Origin of the sequence: Bacteroides intestinalis, assembly GCF_003464595.1 — a bacterium.
Lineage (GTDB): Bacteria > Bacteroidota > Bacteroidia > Bacteroidales > Bacteroidaceae > Bacteroides > Bacteroides intestinalis_A.
In genome coordinates this window covers 1-18,258 of record NZ_QRZF01000014.1, presented here as the reverse complement: position 1 = coordinate 18,258, position 18,258 = coordinate 1, and the positions used below count along the sequence as shown (strand labels likewise).

General features: G+C 37.0%; 16 protein-coding genes and 1 pseudogene. All 17 read left to right on the top strand.

Features of this window, described 5'->3' with window-relative positions; all coding sequences use genetic code 11:
• The first annotated feature begins 721 nt into the window (after positions 1–721).
• On the top strand, positions 722–2,032 hold the full coding sequence (gene aepX, locus DWW10_RS17590; RefSeq protein ID WP_118487171.1) for a phosphoenolpyruvate mutase: 1,311 nt from the start codon (positions 722–724) through the stop codon (positions 2,030–2,032).
• 5 nt (positions 2,033–2,037) lie between these two features.
• On the top strand, positions 2,038–3,165 hold the full coding sequence (aepY, locus tag DWW10_RS17585) for a phosphonopyruvate decarboxylase (RefSeq protein WP_118487169.1): 1,128 nt from the start codon (positions 2,038–2,040) through the stop codon (positions 3,163–3,165).
• 3 nt (positions 3,166–3,168) lie between these two features.
• Positions 3,169–3,897: a metallophosphoesterase family protein gene (locus DWW10_RS17580; protein WP_118487167.1), complete on the top strand. Its 729-nt coding sequence runs from the start codon at positions 3,169–3,171 to the stop codon at positions 3,895–3,897.
• Positions 3,898–4,377 (top strand): NAD-dependent epimerase/dehydratase family protein, encoded by a 480-nt coding sequence (locus tag DWW10_RS17575; protein WP_259320503.1) that lies wholly within the window; start codon positions 3,898–3,900, stop codon positions 4,375–4,377. It abuts the gene before it with no gap.
• A 12-nt stretch (positions 4,378–4,389) separates the two neighbouring features.
• Complete coding sequence (locus tag DWW10_RS17570) at positions 4,390–5,130, top strand: DUF6564 domain-containing protein (protein WP_118487165.1); 741 nt, start codon at positions 4,390–4,392, stop codon at positions 5,128–5,130.
• A 2-nt stretch (positions 5,131–5,132) separates the two neighbouring features.
• Positions 5,133–6,332, top strand: coding sequence for a Rossmann-fold NAD(P)-binding domain-containing protein (locus DWW10_RS17565; protein WP_118487163.1), 1,200 nt, complete (start codon positions 5,133–5,135; stop codon positions 6,330–6,332).
• A gap of 668 nt (positions 6,333–7,000) precedes the next feature.
• On the top strand, positions 7,001–8,344 hold the full coding sequence (locus DWW10_RS17560; RefSeq protein WP_118487161.1) for a Gfo/Idh/MocA family oxidoreductase: 1,344 nt from the start codon (positions 7,001–7,003) through the stop codon (positions 8,342–8,344).
• Complete coding sequence (locus DWW10_RS17555; protein WP_118487159.1) at positions 8,341–9,072, top strand: SDR family NAD(P)-dependent oxidoreductase; 732 nt, start codon at positions 8,341–8,343, stop codon at positions 9,070–9,072. The genes DWW10_RS17560 and DWW10_RS17555 overlap by 4 nt, the downstream gene beginning before the upstream one ends.
• Positions 9,073–9,082: 10 nt before the next feature.
• Entirely contained in the window at positions 9,083–10,510 is a 1,428-nt protein-coding gene (locus tag DWW10_RS17550; RefSeq protein WP_118487157.1) for a lipopolysaccharide biosynthesis protein, read from the top strand.
• 1 nt (position 10,511) lies between these two features.
• Positions 10,512–11,669 carry a CDP-glycerol glycerophosphotransferase family protein gene (locus DWW10_RS17545; RefSeq protein ID WP_118487155.1) on the top strand — a complete coding sequence of 386 codons (1,158 nt, stop codon included), beginning with the start codon at positions 10,512–10,514 and terminating at the stop codon, positions 11,667–11,669.
• Complete coding sequence (locus tag DWW10_RS17540) at positions 11,669–12,853, top strand: CDP-glycerol glycerophosphotransferase family protein (protein ID WP_118487153.1); 1,185 nt, start codon at positions 11,669–11,671, stop codon at positions 12,851–12,853. Before DWW10_RS17545 ends, DWW10_RS17540 begins: the two co-directional genes overlap by 1 nt.
• Positions 12,846–13,682, top strand: a complete 837-nt coding sequence (locus tag DWW10_RS17535; protein ID WP_118487151.1) for a glycosyltransferase family protein — start codon at positions 12,846–12,848, stop codon at positions 13,680–13,682. Before DWW10_RS17540 ends, DWW10_RS17535 begins: the two co-directional genes overlap by 8 nt.
• Positions 13,679–14,881 (top strand): O-antigen ligase family protein, encoded by a 1,203-nt coding sequence (locus DWW10_RS17530; protein WP_118487149.1) that lies wholly within the window; start codon positions 13,679–13,681, stop codon positions 14,879–14,881. The genes DWW10_RS17535 and DWW10_RS17530 overlap by 4 nt, the downstream gene beginning before the upstream one ends.
• Before the next feature lies 1 nt (position 14,882).
• Entirely contained in the window at positions 14,883–15,686 is an 804-nt protein-coding gene (locus tag DWW10_RS17525) for a glycosyltransferase family 2 protein (RefSeq protein ID WP_118487147.1), read from the top strand.
• A gap of 104 nt (positions 15,687–15,790) precedes the next feature.
• A complete protein-coding gene (locus tag DWW10_RS17520) occupies positions 15,791–16,948 on the top strand; it encodes an N-acetyl sugar amidotransferase (RefSeq protein ID WP_118487221.1) in 1,158 nt (385 codons plus the stop codon).
• 736 nt (positions 16,949–17,684) lie between these two features.
• A complete protein-coding gene (locus tag DWW10_RS17515; protein ID WP_118487145.1) occupies positions 17,685–17,981 on the top strand; it encodes a hypothetical protein in 297 nt (98 codons plus the stop codon).
• A pseudogene (locus DWW10_RS17510) lies at positions 17,941–18,258 on the top strand (UDP-N-acetylglucosamine 2-epimerase); the annotation flags it as partial. The gene DWW10_RS17515 and the pseudogene DWW10_RS17510, both read left to right, overlap by 41 nt.

Genomic DNA, 18,258 nt, shown 5'->3' with positions numbered 1-18,258 from the left:
TCGGAAATGCCTGATGATGTAAAATGAAACATCTTTAAGCGTTTGAGTTGACGGGAGTACATTATATATTTGTCTTTACGGGACAAAACTTCAAATCATGGAAACGGTCAAGAGTCGGACTTCAGAATGGCTGAGTCCATCTACAATAGAATAAGACAAAATGCTATTTCAGTAACAATGCAGACTACACTTCAAATCACATGATTGCTGATTCTTATTAAAAGCGTATTACCAACAGATCGTGTAACCGTGATAGCCAAGTGAGCGCATGGCGAAAACTATAGAGGGCATGTAGAAGGAATAATCCTAGGTATGATTGAATGATGTGACGATACAATGAAAGCTATATGGCTTTCGAAGCTATTCAAGGTATTAGTTCTTGAATGCAATTATTCTCGTTAGTTCCTGAGGGCAGAGAAAGCAATATCCTCTCTATTGATCATGGATATGTAGGTTTTCTTTAATTTTCACAAGATATATATGACAGGATTTCTGTTCAAGAGTACGAATCATTCATAGAAAATGGGTTATATCAAAACCCACAGGTGAGCGCCATTATTGGCGGAACTCTTAATCTCTTTGATATGTACTACGAAACAACTGAAGTAGGATTTTAGATTTATCATGTTCTGAATGATATTAATTGTCGTATAGTCTTCTTGTTTTAGTCATTTAGAAGATTACACATCTTTGGATAATATAATATTAACACAATACATGTATGGTAAAAACAGTTTATCTTGGTATGATAGGTGATATCATGCACCCTGGTTACATCAACATCATCAACAAAGCTGCTGAATATGGCGAAGTGATGATTGGTTTGTTCACTGATAAGGCGATAGCTAACCACCGTCGTCTTCCTTACCTCACTTGGGAGCAGAGAAAGAACGTTGTTGAGAATATCAAGAACGTATCGAAGGTGGTTCCTCAGGATGATTGGAGCTATATTCCTAATCTTCTTGAGTATAAGCCTGATTACATCATTCATGGTGACGATTGGCAGACAGGTCCTGATAAGTATATTCGCGATGAAGTATACAAGGTGATGGAGAGGTTGGGAGGAGAGGTTATCGAGATACCTTATACTCAGAATATTTCAGCATCAGGCATCAAACAGGAGATTGATGCTCTCGGTGTAACTCCTCAGATGCGCCTTTCTTCCTTTCGTCGCCTCATTGCAGCAAAGCCTATAGTGCGCATTCTTGAGTCTCACAATGGTCTTACTGGTCTTATTGCAGAACACACCAAGGTTGAAGTCAACGGACAGGAGCGTGAGTTTGACGGTATGTGGGCTTCTTCACTTACCGACTCGACTTCTAAAGGTAAGCCTGATATTGAGGCGGTTGACTTGACAACTCGTCTGCATGACCTCAATGATACCCTCGAAGTAACCACTAAGCCTGTCATCTTCGATGGAGATACGGGGGGAAAGATTGAGCATTTCGGATTTACCGTTCGTACTCTTGAGCGCCTTGGTATCTCTTGTGTAATCATCGAAGATAAGGTAGGCCTGAAGCAGAATTCACTCTTCGGAACCGATGCCGTTCAGACTCAAGATACCATCGAGGGCTTCCAAGCTAAGATTCGTGTCGGTAAGGAGGCACAAATTACTCGTGATTTCATGATTGTCAGTCGTTGTGAGTCTCTCATTGCAGGTAAATCGGTGGATGATGCTCTTGAGCGTTGTCATGCTTACGTTGAAGCGGGTACAGATGGTATTATGATTCACTCAAAGGAGAAGTCTGGTGAGGACATTAAGGAGTTCTGCTTGCGTTTTCGCGAAAAGGACGATCACACTCCGATTATCGTTGTACCTACTACCTATAACCTATTCACTGAAGAGGAACTTGCAGAGTGGGGCATCAATGTAGTAATCTATGCAAACCACATGCTTCGTTCGGCTTATCCTGCAATGGTAAAGTGCGCTGAGACCATTCTCCGCACCAGCCGTTCGCTTGAGGCATCTGAACAGTACTGTATGCCTATCAAGCAGATTCTCAACCTTATTCCTGGGACAAAAAAAAAGTAAAGAAAATGGTAAGACCTGAATTTTTCGTAAATAAGCTTAAGGAACACGGAATAGATTTCTATGTTGGTGTTCCAGATTCATTGCTCAAGAATATTTGTGCATATATTACTGATAATCTTCCTGTTGAGCATAATATCATTGCTGCCAACGAAGGTGGTGCTATGGGCATTGCAGTTGGCTATCACTTAGCTACTGGTAAGGTGCCTGTGGTTTATATGCAGAATTCTGGTGAGGGCAATATCATCAATCCTCTTGCATCACTCACTGATAAGGAGGTTTACAATATTCCTGTACTTCTTGTTATCGGTTGGAGAGGACGTCCAGGTGTATATGATGAGCCCCAACATGTGAAGCAAGGTAAGGTGACCACAGGTTTACTCAACACCATGGGTATCAACTATGCCATTCTGCCAAAGGACGAAGAAGGTGCGGTAAAGCAGATAAAGATTGCTGCCGATTTCATGAAAGCAACTAACGAGTGTTATGCCCTTGTTATTGAGAAGGATACTTTTGATGCATACAAACTTCAGAACGTGGAGACCAATAATCTTACTATATCTCGTGAAGAGGCTATTCAGAAGGTCGCTTCAAGCATCGAAGATAATGCTTGTATTATATCCACCACAGGTATGATCTCCCGCGAGCTCTTTGAGGCTCGTACAGCTTGGAATCAAGGCCATGAACGTGACCTCCTTACTGTTGGTTCAATGGGACATGCATCTCAGATTGCTCTTGGTATTGCACTCCAGAAGCCTGAGCGTAGAGTTTATTGTTTTGATGGTGATGGTGCCAGTATCATGCACATGGGCAATATGGCTATTACAGCCAGCATGAAGTGCAAGAATTATGTGCATGTAGTGTTCAATAATGGTGCACATGATTCTGTTGGTGGTCAGCCTACTGTTGGCTTGAAGATTGACTTATGTGCTGTGGCAATGGCTGTGGGGTATAAGGTAACCTACTCAGTTGATACCTTTGAAGCTTTCAATGAGACTCTTGAAACGCTAAAGTCAGTAGAAGGACCTATTCTCCTACAGGTTTGCGTCAAGAAGGGTAACCGCAAGGATCTTGGCCGTCCTACCGTAAATCCTATTCAGAACAAAGAGGCTTTTATGGAGTTTCTACAGAAGTAATCTATGAAAGCAATTCTGTTTGCTGATATTCACGCTAATCTTTCTGCTTTCGAGGCGGTTCTTGCTGATATTGAAAAGCGTTATCGTCCAGATTCAATGATTAGCTTAGGAGACTTTATCGACTATGGTATGCGATCCAACGAAATTATCCAGCGCATGCAAGATGTCAAAATTCCATTGATCGCTAATTTGAAGGGTAACCATGAAAAGGCTTTGATTGATGGTGAACTTTTCCGTTTCTCGTCAGAAAGAGGGCGTGTGATGTCAACCTATACAAGAAGTCATCTCAATCAGTTTTCCATTGATTACATCGATAATGTGATGCAAGAGCCTATGCAGAAGCTAGAGATAGATGGTTATAATGTGCTTCTCCTTCATGGCAGTATTGAGGATCCATATTGGGGCAAGTTGACTCCCTCAAAGATTGAAGATGAGAGGTATCAGGAATATGATTATGTAATCAGCGGGCATATTCATCAGCCCTTTAAGATTGACGTATTCTTCAAGGCTGATAATTCTACGATGCGTAATCAGAAAAGAACAACCTTTATCAATCCTGGATCTGTAGGTCAGCCTCGAAATCATAATCCTTTTGCACAATATGTGTATATAGATTTCCAGACAGGTGAAACACATTTCAATACAGTCCCTTATGATATAGAGGCGGAACAAGCACTTTTTCCAGAAGAGATAGATAAGTTTTATAGTGAACGGTTAAAATTTGGAATATAAATGAAAAACCTATATGCAATAAGTGGCGTCACAGGTATGACTGGTAGTGAGCTTTCATGTCAGTTTGTTACACAAGACCACAAGGTAATCGGTTTTGATAATTTCTTTATAAGTTCTATCAATACCGTAAAAGACATTGTGGATAATCCTTCTTTTATATTCTATAATTACGATATTAACTGTGTAGTTCAAATGGATGAGGTATGTGAGAAGGCTAATACACAAAAAGTAGAGTGCGACGGTCGTCTTGTAGTGATTAACTGCGTGAATGTTGTCCATACAAAGCATTTTTATGAGGTAGAAAGTACATGCCACACAAATGTCTTTGCAATGAAGGGTTTCTTGGAACGTGTAATCGCAATAGGTACTGACACCTATATCAATTGTTCTACCTCTGAGGTTTACTCTATGCAGTCTTGGAATGATAATGGTGATGTGCTCGAGTCAGACTATTTGGCAAGGTCTTTCAATGTGGCGTAATAATATTAAAAAATGAAATATCTGATCATTACAGTCGCAGGAACATCCACACGTTTCAATCGCGATACGAAGGAAGATACCTTGAAGTGTCTTTATTATATTGATGAACCTCAATACTCTCTTCTTTCTCAGCTGTTGAAGAATTGTGGGCAGTATGATAAATACATTATTGTGGGTGGTTATCTCTATGAGAAGTTGGATAAGTTCGTTAAGGACGAACTCTCTGTTTATGGAGATAAGTTAGAGCTGGTTTATAATGACCATTTTAAGGATTATGGCTCGGGGTACAGTTTATACAAAGGAATAGAGGCTATCAAGGAGTCTGGCGATGTAACTTTTGTAGAAGGCGATTTGTTTTTTATGGCTTCTACCTTCAAACAGGTATATGAATCTGCGAAGAGTGTTATTTCCATCAATTGTGAACCAATCTACTCGAACAAGGCAGTTGTATTGTATATCAATGCCGATGGTAAACCAAGGTATCTGTACGATATAAATCATCAAACCTTGACTGTTCCTGAACCATTTGAGGCAATTTTTAATAGTGGTCAAATGTGGAAGTTTGCTTCTTCAGAGAAACTCTTGAATGTCGTCAAGACTCTCTCGGAAAAACAGTTACAGGGTACCAATCTTGAAATTATTCAGGATTACTTTAGAGATATGAATGCTGAAGATTATGATGTAGTGACTTTCGCGGAATGGTACAACTGCAATACTGTAGCAGATTATATAATTGTAAGAAAATTGATGTAAATATGGAACTTTTAAATAAAAAACTTACCTTTTTAAAGCAGAAGGTTGATAACAATCAGCCGATAACTATTATGATTATTGGCTTGGGTAGCGTTGGCTGCTACTTACTGGATTATCTTGTTTCTCTTGGTGATCCGCAGCTTCGTCTTGTTGTAGCCGGACGAAATACAGAGAAGATGCAGATGGATGTAAATATTATCCGTACAGCTTCTACCATTCGTAGGCAATGCCGAAGTGAAATTAAAGTAGTGGGCAATTGTGATCTTAATGATGTTAACAGTATTGCTGTAGCCCTTAAGACTGAGAATCCAGACTTCATAGTCAATAGTAGTCGCGTCTATTCTGGCCTGAAGTACGGCAGTATCTCATGGAGTAACCTTCGTGCTTATGGCATTTGGACGCCCCTTTCTATACGTTATGCTAAAAATATCATGGAGGCTTACGCTCAGGCTGGCTGTGAGGCCATTTCAATCAATACATCATATTCTGATGCTGTAATTCCTTGGTTAAAATCTTCAGTTAAGACATACTTTGATTTTGGTAGTGGAAACTTGAACCATCTTATCCCTCGCATGAAGTTCTATATTGCAGAGAAGTATGGTATGACTAATCTCAACGAGATTGATGTTACGCTTGCTGTTTCTCACTTTCATGATGTAGTTATTTCAAAAGAAGGTCATGCTGAAGGACAGGATATTCTGCTTGACATTAAGTATCAAGGCAGGACTATTCAGTTCAATAAAGAAGAACTTCTCAAGACTTGCTCTATTGCTATGCCCGTTGACCAGAAACGCAATATGATGAATGCTTCCAGCAACTTCAACATCATTGACTCTGTTTTGACTGCTTTTCGAGAGAAAAAGCAGGTGAAAGTTCATGCCCCTGGTGTAGATGGTGAAATTGGCGGTTATCCTGTCATTATTGATGGTGTTTCGGCAACTGCACAGTTTGATGAATCCATTTGGTCAATGGATCAGATGCGCGAAGCAAACCGTAAATCCATCTATTGTGATGGTATAGAGAATGTAACTGACGCTACTCTTGTTTTTACCGACCAGCTTGTTGCCAAGGTCAAGAAAGCTTTCAATGTTGATCTTCCAAAGACTATTCAATTTGAAAATATTGACATAGTTGCTGAATTTATTATAAATCAAATAATTAAACCCCAAATTACCTCCCCCTCCATACGTAGCCAAAAATAAATCAATGTTTTACATGCAGTATGGTAATTATTGTATGGCTACATAAACATATCGTACTATGAATAAGGCTTATGTAATTATGGCTGTGGGTATGGGTACTTGCTTTGGTCAATACACAGAAAATGTGCTGAAATTAACGGCATGTATACATTCTTGGATTGCTGAGAAGCGATTGGAGAGAATGATTTCTTCTTGTTAGAGTCTGGTCTTGCATTTGAGAAAAAGCCATTTTTTTACAAATCAAGTGTTCTACTCTTGATGCGATGCTCATTATTCCTGCTACCAAGTTTCAGGAGTATTATGTAGAGTCTAACAATAACCGCATCCTTACCTGTTCGGTGAAGAAGGATGATTTTAATCAATACCAAAGAGGACTTGTCGGCATCCATAAATTCTCTTCAAGTTCTACAAACTAATACCTAAACTCTGATATGAGTATGAGTTACTCTCTATGTTGCAACGCATTTCTCCTATTTTTGTCTTAAAGATAAATGGTTTAAAATGGTATGAAATAGATGATATTGAGGATCTGCGCTATGTAGGAAGTAATGAAAGGAGCACTGGAGGAGCTTAATATGAAATTATAGTGAACAAAGGATAAGCAACCATATAGGTAGAACTTAGTAGTTCGATACACTGGTTACTACATAATAATTTTTATAATTTTAATGAAAAAAATTATCACATACGGCACCTACGATCTTCTGCATGAAGGTCATATTAATCTTCTTCGACGCGTAAAGGAGCTTGGTGACTACCTTATCGTGGGAGTTACTAGCGACAGCTTCGATCGTGGGCGAGGTAAGCTCAATGTGCGCAACAACGTGTTGGAGCGTGTTGAAGCAGTTAAAGCAACTGGTTATGCTGACGAGGTGATAATTGAAGATTACCTCGGTCAGAAGATTGATGATATCCAGCGATATGATGTGGATATTTTTGCTATTGGTTCGGATTGGGAGGGTAAGTTTGACTATCTGAACGAGTATTGCAAAGTGATCTATCTTCCTCGCACTGAAGGCATCTCTTCCACTATGCTTCGAGAACAGACTGAAGAGGTTTATCGTATCGGTATTGTGGGTTCTGGCCGTATCGCTAAACGTTTCGTTCCAGAAAGTAAAGTAGTCAATAGTGCAAAAGTAATTGCTGTATATGATCCGAATAAAGAGAGCGCAGATGAATTTGGCGAGATGTTTGGTTTGAAGGTGTTTTCAGATAGGTATGACGATTTTTTGAGTGAGATTGATGCCGTCTATGTGGCATCTTCTCACCTTACTCATTATGAATACACTAAGCAATCGCTTTGTGCTGGCAAGCATGTACTTTGCGAGATTCCTTTTGTGCTTTCTACTGTTCAGGCTCGTGAGTTATATGATTTTGCAGAGACTCACAATCTTGTTCTTTTGGAGGCGAGTAAAACTGCCTTCTGTCCTTCGTTTAACCACCTTGTTACACTTGTAAAGAGCGGAGTAATTGGTGATGTTGTGGATGTAAAGACGTCGCTTTCGAAAATGGTAACTGCACCTACCCGAGAGTTGGATGCCGCACAGGCAGGTGGTGCTATGAACGAGCACGCTCCACTCAACATGATGGCCATTATCAAACTTCTTGGTAAAGATTATTCCAAGGTAGACTTTTACTCTAAGATGGAAAATGATGTGGATATTTATACAAAGGTAAACATCTGCTACCCGCGTGCAACAGCTTCTATGACTTTGGGCATTGGCGTGAAAACTGAGGGCAATATGGTTATCTCTGGTACAAAGGGATATGTGTATGTTCCTGCTCCATGGTGGCTGACCGACTTCTTTGAAATTCGTTATGAAGATCAGACCAAAAACAAGAAGTATTTCTACAGTTACGATGGCGATGGCCTTCGCTATGAAATACAGGAGTTTATGTCTATGATTGTGAACCAGCGCAAGAGTTCATATAAGCTTCGTCAGCGAGAGAGTGTTGCTATTGCAGAGGTTATTGAGAAGTTTAATCAAAGAGAAAATTTCAAAGAAATATGAGAAAAGCATTAATCGTAGGAGGAGCTAACGGTATCGGACTCGCTATTGCTACTCAGTTGGCCAAACGTGAGGACTACGAGAAAATCTATATTGTTGATAAAGTTGCAGTTGCAGAAAAGTTCTCCAATTCGAAGTTTGAAAGCATTCTGTTCGACTTAACCTCAGAAGATTTTTCCAACTTTGATAGATTCAAAGATATTGATACTTTGATGATTACTGCTGGCTTTGGAAAGCTTAGTTTATTCAAGGATGTATCTGAACAACATATAATAAGCTCGTTTAGTGTCAATGCGGTAGCTCCAATTCGCATCATTTATCATTTTGTGGACAAACTCATGAGTGATGAGGATTTCCGTTGTGGTATAATGGTAAGTATTGCAGGATTTATGTCATCACCATTCTTTGCTGTCTATGGAGCGACGAAGGCGGCTCTCAAGATATTCATTGAGAGTATCAATGTGGAATTGGAGAAAGGTGGAAGTAGTAACCGTATCCTTAATGTATCTCCTGGTTCTATTAAGGGAACCAGTTTCAACAATGGAAAAACCGATCTCTCTGTTACTACTACTCTTGCTGATGATATTATTGCGAATCTTGAAGCAAAAGAAGACTTGTTTATACCACAGTATGAAGAGATTTTCAAGAATGTGCTCGCTCGCTATAAGGCAGACTTTAGGGATGAAGGAAGGCATAGTTATGATTATAAGCTGAACTCAAATAGATTGTAGGCTATTGATCATGAAATACTTGCAAACATACAAGTCATTATCTGTTACAAAAAAAGCTGCTATATGGTATACCTTGTGCAATATTTTGCAAAAAGGAATTTCATTTATTGTTATTCCAATATTTGTAAGACTTCTTACTGTTGAAGAATATGGTAATTATGTTACATTTATTGCATGGAAAGATATTATCATCATATTTGCCACTCTCAATTTATATTGTGGTGTATTTACAAAAGCACTTGTAGATTTTGATCAAGATAGGGACAGATATACATCGTCTATGCAAGCACTAGGTACCATAGTTACTCTTGGCCTCTTTTGTTTGTATTTTCCTTTTCAGTTTTTTTGGGAAGATGCTTTTGATATGGGAAAAGTTACGATGTTGCTTCTGCTTTTGTATTATATTACTACACCTGCTTTATCATTTTGGCTTGTAAGGCAACGAGTGGAATATAAGTATGTGTCCATGATAATAGTTACATTGTTAACATCTATGCTAACTCCATTATGTAGCATTATTCTATTTCTGTTAACAGATTGGCGAGATGAAGCTATAATTTGGGGATTTTTGATTTCTCAAATAGTGTTTAGCGGAATTTTTTATATTTATTATTTCATAAAAGGAAAGTGCTTCTATGATAAAAGGTATTGGATCTTTGCTTTGAAATATAACATCCCATTAGTTCCTCATTACTTGTCTCTTATCATATTAGGACAGGTCGATCGTATTATGATTAAGGACATGGTTGGTGCAGACAAAGCTGGTATTTATACTTTGGCGTTCCAAATATCACAGGCTATGACAGTCCTGACTGCTGCTATTAATGCTTCGTTTGTACCATGGTTTTATGAGCGATTAAAATATAGAGACTTCCAATCGGTTAAACCAGTTGTTGATAAACTCTGCCTTTTGGTTGGGTTATCGGTCATATTTGTAATGCTTATTTCTCCTGAAGTTATCAGTGTTATTGGAACAAGTGAATATAAAGAGGCTATGCTAATAATGCCCGTTACGGCAGCAGGAGTCTATTTAACATTCTGTTATAGTTTCTTCTCAAGCGTTGAGTTCTATTATAGTGCAACAAAATTTGTCATGTGGGCATCATTATCTGTCGGTTTGACTAAAGTGTTATTGAATTATTTAACAATCCCTGTATTTGGCTACCTGTCAGCTGGATATACCGACTTGACGTGTTACATATTGTTCACGATAAGCCACTTTATATTTATGAATAAAGTGTGCAGAAAGAATAATATAAAACAAAATATTTTCAATAATCGGTTGATATTTGGCTCAGTGATTCTAATAATTATTGCAGTTTTCATAACCCTCTTTTTATATAAGATCCCATATGTGCGTTATTCAATAATTGTTCTAGCCTGTGCTGTCCTTTTGGCTAGTAGAAATAATATTGCGAAATTTGTAAAATTTAGTTGATATGCAAAAAAAAGAGATTACCTTTATTTATGATAATAGTGCTCAGATAAGTATGTATAAACCAATTGTTGCTGAGGCAGAAAGAAGAGGTTATACTACTAAGATGACCCAAAATATATTGGAAAAATGTGAAATTGGATTTTATTGCCACCATATTAATTTTCCTCAGCATAGTAAGTTCTCTGTAATTATGTTGCATGATATCATTCAACAGTATAGCAATTGGCCAGATATTTGGTATCGTGAACCGTGGAATAAATACGATATTGGAATTCTTCCAAGCAAGCAATGGGTCGATAACTGGAATGCCTGTTCTAAGTATTTTTATGCAAATCCAAGGCTTGGAATGTATTTAGTTGGTTGGCCTAAAGCTGATGTAATCAACGAGATAAAAAAGAACTCAAGCAAGGAGGAGTTCTATGCTAAACATAATCTTGATCTCAACAAGAAAACAGTATTGTACGCACCAGCTTGGGAGAACGACAATAAACAAGATGATTTTGTACAGGCCATGATAAAGCTAGATGTGAACATATTAGTAAAGCAAGCTCCTTGGAACGAAGCAAAATGGCCACAGATAGTAAAAAACATTAAGGAAATGGAGTGTCTACATAGCTCAAATAGTCGTGTCGTTATTCTTCCTCCTGTAACGAATATTTTTGAAGCGATTGCAGTTTCAGATCTTTTAGTATCAGAAGAGTCTTCCACAATGTGTGAAGCTTTAATGATGGGGATTCCAGCTGTGTCAGTATCAGATTGGTTAATTCCTGACACGACTCCAAGCCGATTTCCGAAATGTGATTATGATTTTGTGATAAAGACTAAAAAGAGTCAATTGAGCGATTGTGTCAAGGCTATAGTTGATAACTACGATTCTTATAGAGTATCTGCAGAAGAGTTTGCAAAAAACAACTTCTCTAACATTGGCGACTCATCTCGTATTATCATGAATATAGTTGACGATGCTATATCTGGTAATACAATACGATATGAGCCTATAAAGCCACAGAATAGAGAACGTGTCAAAGTGGCAAAGTTGATTATGTTTTGGTTGATGTCTTTCAAACGTGAGTTAGATGAAAACTATGCAGTAAAATGTAAACCATTAGGAGAAATTTTAGTGTTCCTTCGCAAGATCAAACATAAGTTATTGATGTAATGAAAGTTCTATATATTATCGTTTCTTATTTATACTCGCTGTTTTTGCCATCAAAAAAGATTGTATACTTCTGTAGTTTCTTTGGCCAATTCAGCGATAACCCCAAGTATATTTATAAGAAGTTGGTTGAGTTTTATCCCGATATAAATATAGCTTGGTGTATAAATAAAGCCAATTCTGGCAATTTTCCTAATAGTGTCAAAAAGGTTGTATTTCAATCTTTCCTTCACTATTATTATATATACAATGCTTCCGTTGTTGTTGACAATAACATGGGATTACGTCAGTATCCGGGTACGAATGGGTTAATTCACAAGATGCTTTTTGGAAGGTTATCTCGTAAATCAGAAAAGCAGCTAAATATTTCAACTTGGCATGGAACCCCATACAAGTGTATAGGTATGGATAGTCTTGATTTTCCCAAAAAATGCCGATTTTATCATAATGCTGATTACGTAGTAGCCGGTTGTAACTTAACATATGAAAAATTTAAGAAAGCATTTGGAGGTGAACTTCCAATTGTAAAGTATGGCACTCCAAGAAATGACATATTCTTTGAAAGAATAGATGTCGTACAAATCAAGGAAAAGCTGAAACTTCCTGTAGATAAGAAGTTAATGTTATTTGCGCCTACTTTTAGAAAAGAAATGTCGCAAAATGGCGCATGTCAGTTGGATGCCATCCAACCTAGAAAGCTGCTTAATGAATTGAATAATAAATACGGAGGAGAATGGGGTATCGTATGTAGATTCCATAGCCATGTTTTAACTGAAATTAATTTGACTGGTTTATATAACGATTCAATATTTAATGGTAATATTGGTGATGATATGCAAGAGTACCTCTTGTGTGCGGATGCATTGATTACTGATTTTAGCAGTTCTTTCTTCGATTATGCGTTAACAAAGAAGCCATGTTTCTTGTTCGCTTCTGATATGGAGCATTATACATCCAACGAACGGGGGGTTTATATAACCAAAGATGAACTTCCGTACACAATTGCTTATACTTCTGAGGATTTGCTGAATAATATAATGGGGCATAATGGAGAAATTTACATTCAGAAGATCAATTCATTTTTGGAGAAAATTGGAAATTTTGAAGATGGAAAGGCTTCATCTCGTGTAGTAAAAGATATTGCTTGTTTTTATCTTTCAAAACAGAAACGCCAATCATATGAATGAATTTATGCAAGATGTAGCTGTAATTGTCGTTTTTTATAATCCATCAGATAAACAGTTGCAAAATTTTGAAAACCTAAATAAGGACATTTGTGTCATAGGTGTCGATAACAGCCCTTCAGAACATAAGGTGTACATAACTAATTATCTGCCACAATTTAAAAATAGAGGGATTGCTGCTGCTCAGAACGTAGGCATCAGGAAAGCAGTAGATTTAGGGTATAAGTATATTATTTTCTTTGATCAAGACTCTTTGGTGTCATTGGAGTTTATTGAGAATATGAAGAAAGAATATATTTCAATAAGCAAAGCTGATACAAGAATGGGGTTATTAGGACCGATAGTAGTAGAAGAAGCTACAAATATTGCGTACAAGAATCTAGCAAACCCACAAGAAGAATTCTGTATTGTTTCTGATATAATATCATCAGGAATGTTCTTAAACACAGAAGTGGCAAGAATAATAGGGCCTTTAGAAGAAGAATTGTTTATTGACTATGTAGACTGTGAATGGTGCTGGCGTGCTTCTGATAAAGGCATACTAACTTATATGACTGGAAATGTGCTTCTTCGACATACAGTGGGAAATAAATACTTTTCTATATTTGGAATCCATTTTGGAGTATCTTCAGCCTTTAGGTACTATTATCAATATCGAAATGTGTTTTGGTTGTTTATCAGAACATACGCTCCTGCAAAGTGGAAAAGGAAAATTTTATTTAGATTACTCGCAGATTTTTTCGTAATTCCTGTTATATCTGATGAACATATTCAGGTTACGAAGAATATGTTGCAGGGTGTTGTTGATGGATTCAAGAAGAAAAGAAAATGAAAAAAATCAAATTCTTTTTAGGAGCATTACTGCTATCCTTAATGTTGATTTTTGAAGCTAGATATTATGAGATAAAAATTTTCATTCTTTTACTTTTACTTTTGTTAAATTCTAGGCAAATATTTATTTCAAATAGGGTATTTAAACTATATGTTCCGCTATGTCTTTCTGCATTAATAGGAATTTTGGGCGGAACAATAAGGGGCTATGAAAATTCATTTATTGGATTTACGACAGGAGTATTGTGGCCCTTAGTTTCTTTTTTTATTGCATTGCCTTTATTATTGCGACAAGAGAATTATAAATATTTGATACAAATCTTATTTTGTATACATTCTTTTTTAATTCTATATGATTTGTGTTATGCGTTTAGTATAATATATGGTTTTTCATTTCCCAATATTTATCCAGAAATAGAAATACCATTTAGTTTCTATGGAAACACTTCCAGAATGAACTTTGTGAATCTTAATGTACTAACATATACTATTCCCGTTTTCTTGATGTTATGGTTGACAAAGTATGAATTTGGAGTTACTAGATTAATACAGACAATAATTTTATTGTTTAGTTTTTTTTTATTAATCATTTCAGGAAGACGAAGTTTAATGATGATTTTTCCTTTAGCCCCACTTCTTGCTGTGTTTATGGGAAAACAATTGTCAAAGGATGTTGTAAAGAACATCAAACGTTATGCATCTATATTTATTTCATTGCTAATAATTTTCATTCTATACTTTTACATTACTCAACCTGAGGTTTTTGAAGGTTATTTATTTACTTTTACAAAAGCATTTGATTCAGATGAGGAGCCTGTAAAGTTTTTGCAAGCAAAGCAATTAATGAATACATTTATAGAATACCCTTTGTTTGGAGCAGGCACAGGTATGAAACTTTATGAAAGCATTAGAGGAATTTGGAAATATCAATTTGAATTAACTTATCTATATATGTTGGCAAGCAGAGGTTTAATTGGATTTATTCTATATCTTATTGGCGTAATAGGCCCATTTTGGATTGGTTTGAAATATGCAAAAAAGTACAATGATTGCTTATTTGCTTACTTGCTTGTTGGCTACTTTTTAGTTTTGTTGGCAGACGCTACAAACCCTGTATTATGTAGTTTTGACTTGATGGTTCCACTATATTTGTGTTATGCAAAAATAAATTCAATTATTTACAATAATAGATGTTTGTGAAATGAAAACTTATAAATATATATTCATCGTATTGGTTTATAAGAATACTAATGTTCTAGAAAACTTCTTTGAAAACTTTTCAGAGCAAGATAGCAAAGTTATTGTAATAAACTCGTTTTATGATGAAGAGAGTTTAGAAGAGTGTAAGGAGATAGCAGAAAATTTTGGGGCAGATTTTCTCCAAGTTGATAACGAGGGTTATGGTTATGGAAATAACATTGGTGTAGAGTACGCTTTGAAGCATTATTCCTGTAATTTTCTCATAGTATCAAATTCAGATATCATTATCAAAGATCTATCATATTTGGACGAGATAAAGGAACAAAAAGCTATTATTGCACCAGAAACAAGAATGTTGACTGGTAAACTACAAAATCCAGATTTGCCTTGGAAGTTACCATTCTTGTTTGATATAACACATTATGCTTTAGAACATAATATGAAATGGCTGTATACAATGACTCATGTATATACTCGTTTGGTACGAGAGTACTTTCTTGTTATGAAGAAATTTAGTAGAAGTAAATTACAGAAAATATTTTCACCACATGGATCATTCTTTATGATTACAGAAGAGGCCGCAAGGATATTACAACCAATATTTGATAATAATATGTTTCTTTATAATGAAGAGTGGTATTTGGCAATGAATGCTCAAAGTAAGAACGTACCTATTTATTATTGTCCTTCTATAAAAGTGCTACACCTTGAGGGAGCAAGTTCAGATTCGAATAAAGAAGTGCTTTTTGAGCATAATAAAAAATCATACAATGTCTTTTACAAGAAGTTCTTTAAGTTAGTATGATTTGTCAATGTCTAATCTGTAAAATCTCCCCCCCCCAGTGCCTTTTTTGCACTAATAAAGGGCTATTCTTGAATAAAACAATAATAACAAATAGAAGAATAATTATGGCATACAAGCAAATTACCCCTTATCAGGTCTGCAAATGTTGTGTGATGGATACAAGTGATCCAGATATCGTATTCGATGAGAATGGCGTTTGTATGAGATGTAATGAGTATAAAGAGCGAATCCTCCCAAGTTGGAATTATGGCAAAGGGCATGAGACTGAATTGAAAGCGCTTATAGAGAAGATAAAGCTGTCGGGGAGGGATAAAAAATACGATTGTATCCTTGGTCTGAGTGGAGGTTTGGACAGTAGCTACATGCTTCACCTTGCTGTGAAGGAATGGGGCTTACGCCCTTTCGTATTTCATATTGACTGCGGTTGGAACCTTCCTGTTGCAGAGAACAATATTAAGAAGATTTGTGATAAGCTTAGAGTACATCTTCATATTCAGAAACTGAACTGGGAAGAACTCCGTCAGATGCAGATTGCATTCTTTAAAACGGGCCTTCCAGCTCTTGACGTCCCTCAGGATCATGCCTTTATCGCTCAGATTGACAAGTACTCTCAAGAGTTGGGCGTCAAGTACATTATGAATGGCTATAACATCTGTACTGAGGTGGTTGCTGATCCTGCTTCTTGGTTTGCTGGTGGTGGCCAAACATCCGATCCTACTTATGTAAAGGATGTGCTCAAAAAGCACGGAAACGTGAAAGTGAAGGACTATGTTTGGACCTCTGGTATTAAACATAAGTTCATCATTCCTTATATTAAGGGAGTAAAGACTCTTCAACCGCTGAACCTAGTGGAGTTTACCAAGCAGTCGATGATTGATACTCTCGTAAAGGAGTATGGCTATGAGCCCTACGAACAGAAGCACTTTGAGGACCTGCTGACTAAGTTCCTTGAGGCTTGGTGGGCACCAAAGCGTTTTGGTTGTGATATACGACGCGCTCAATTGTCTAGTCTTGTAGTTACTGGTCAGATAACTCGCGAAGAAGCACTAAAGATTCTTGAAGAACCTCCTTGTTCTGAAGAAGAGTGCATGCTGATGTTTAAGGAGGTAGCAAAGCGTCTTGAGGTAACAGAGGAAGAGATGTGGAAGTGGTTTAATCTTCCTAAAGAACCTCAATATAAATACAAGAGCGATGCTTGGATGTTCGATTTTGGTATCAAACTCTATCAGTTCCTTGGATTGGATAAGCGAATCCGTAAGTAAAATTCAAAAAAGGTAGGTGTTTGGCGCGAAACTGTAGATCGAATCCATTGCTTATTTTAAATATTTTTGATTTATACGTTTACAAGAATACCATTTGTTTTATAGTTAATGCTATAGGCAAGAATCTTTCTCCTTTCTGTTATCTTTCTTTGGAGAAAATTACTCCGCTGCCGTTATGGAGATATGTTTATACTTGAAGAGGGTAAGGTCTTGAAGACCATTCCTGTATTTCAAGGTAAAAAAGAATGAATCCTCGGGCGTTGCAGATACTTGTATCGCCTCATGAGAATGGGAGCTTGTACTACTTGGGTGCTGGATGAACAGAATGTTAAGCTGTCTATTGGCAAAATGATTCATTAACTAAATATTGTGGGTAACTCACTTTCTAAAGGTTATTTCTGTGGAAAAGATATCTGTCCGCAGGTTTTTATTCAGGTTGAAGGTATAACTAATGTTGACGATGGCATTATTGGGGTTGATGTCTTGGCAATAGGGCAAAGAATTTGGTGTCTGTCTATAAATGTGTGAGCAAGGATAAATGGTAGGTTGTAAATACTTTCCACACAAGATACTATCAACCATGTAGATGCCATTGTGAATGACCCATATCGTAATTGTCTTTGGATTTTCACAGGTGACTTTGATGGAGCACCAGTTAGTTAGTTTCTAAAAAGGACGTATATGAAAATTGATAAAAAATGGAGATATTTGTCGTTGTAACCAAAAATATTAAATTATGTACAGTGACTCAGATTTTGAAAGTTTTTTTATTCGTTATAAAGCCGAAGCTTTTCCGGTTGGCGAATTCATGCAGAAATTCTGCTTTAGAAACAAGATTCCTTATAGCTTATTTGAAAAATGCTACAAAGACACTCGTCACAAAGTAGTTTCCGTTCAGGTTCAAAGTGCTCCTCCCATAGTTAAGACGGGCACTTTAAATAAGGAGGTTTCGACTACTCCGAATTTCTTGTCAGGTATTCGTATCCTACTGGATATCCGATACCAATTCCTGCTTTTTCATTATTGGTGCTAAGCATCTTCATATCCCTATCTTTCATATGGAAGCGGGTAACCGCTGTTTTGATGAATACCTTCCTGAAGAAACGAACCTGAGGATTGTCGATGTGACTGCTGACGTGAACCTTTGCTACTCCGAGCATGCCCGTCGTTACCTGAATGCTGCGGGTACTCCTAAAGAACGTACTTATGTGGTCGGTTCACCCATGGCTGAGGTTCTGCATAACAATCTGGAACAGATCAAGAGGAGTGATATTTTGGAAAAACTAAAACTGGAAAAAGGAAAATATATT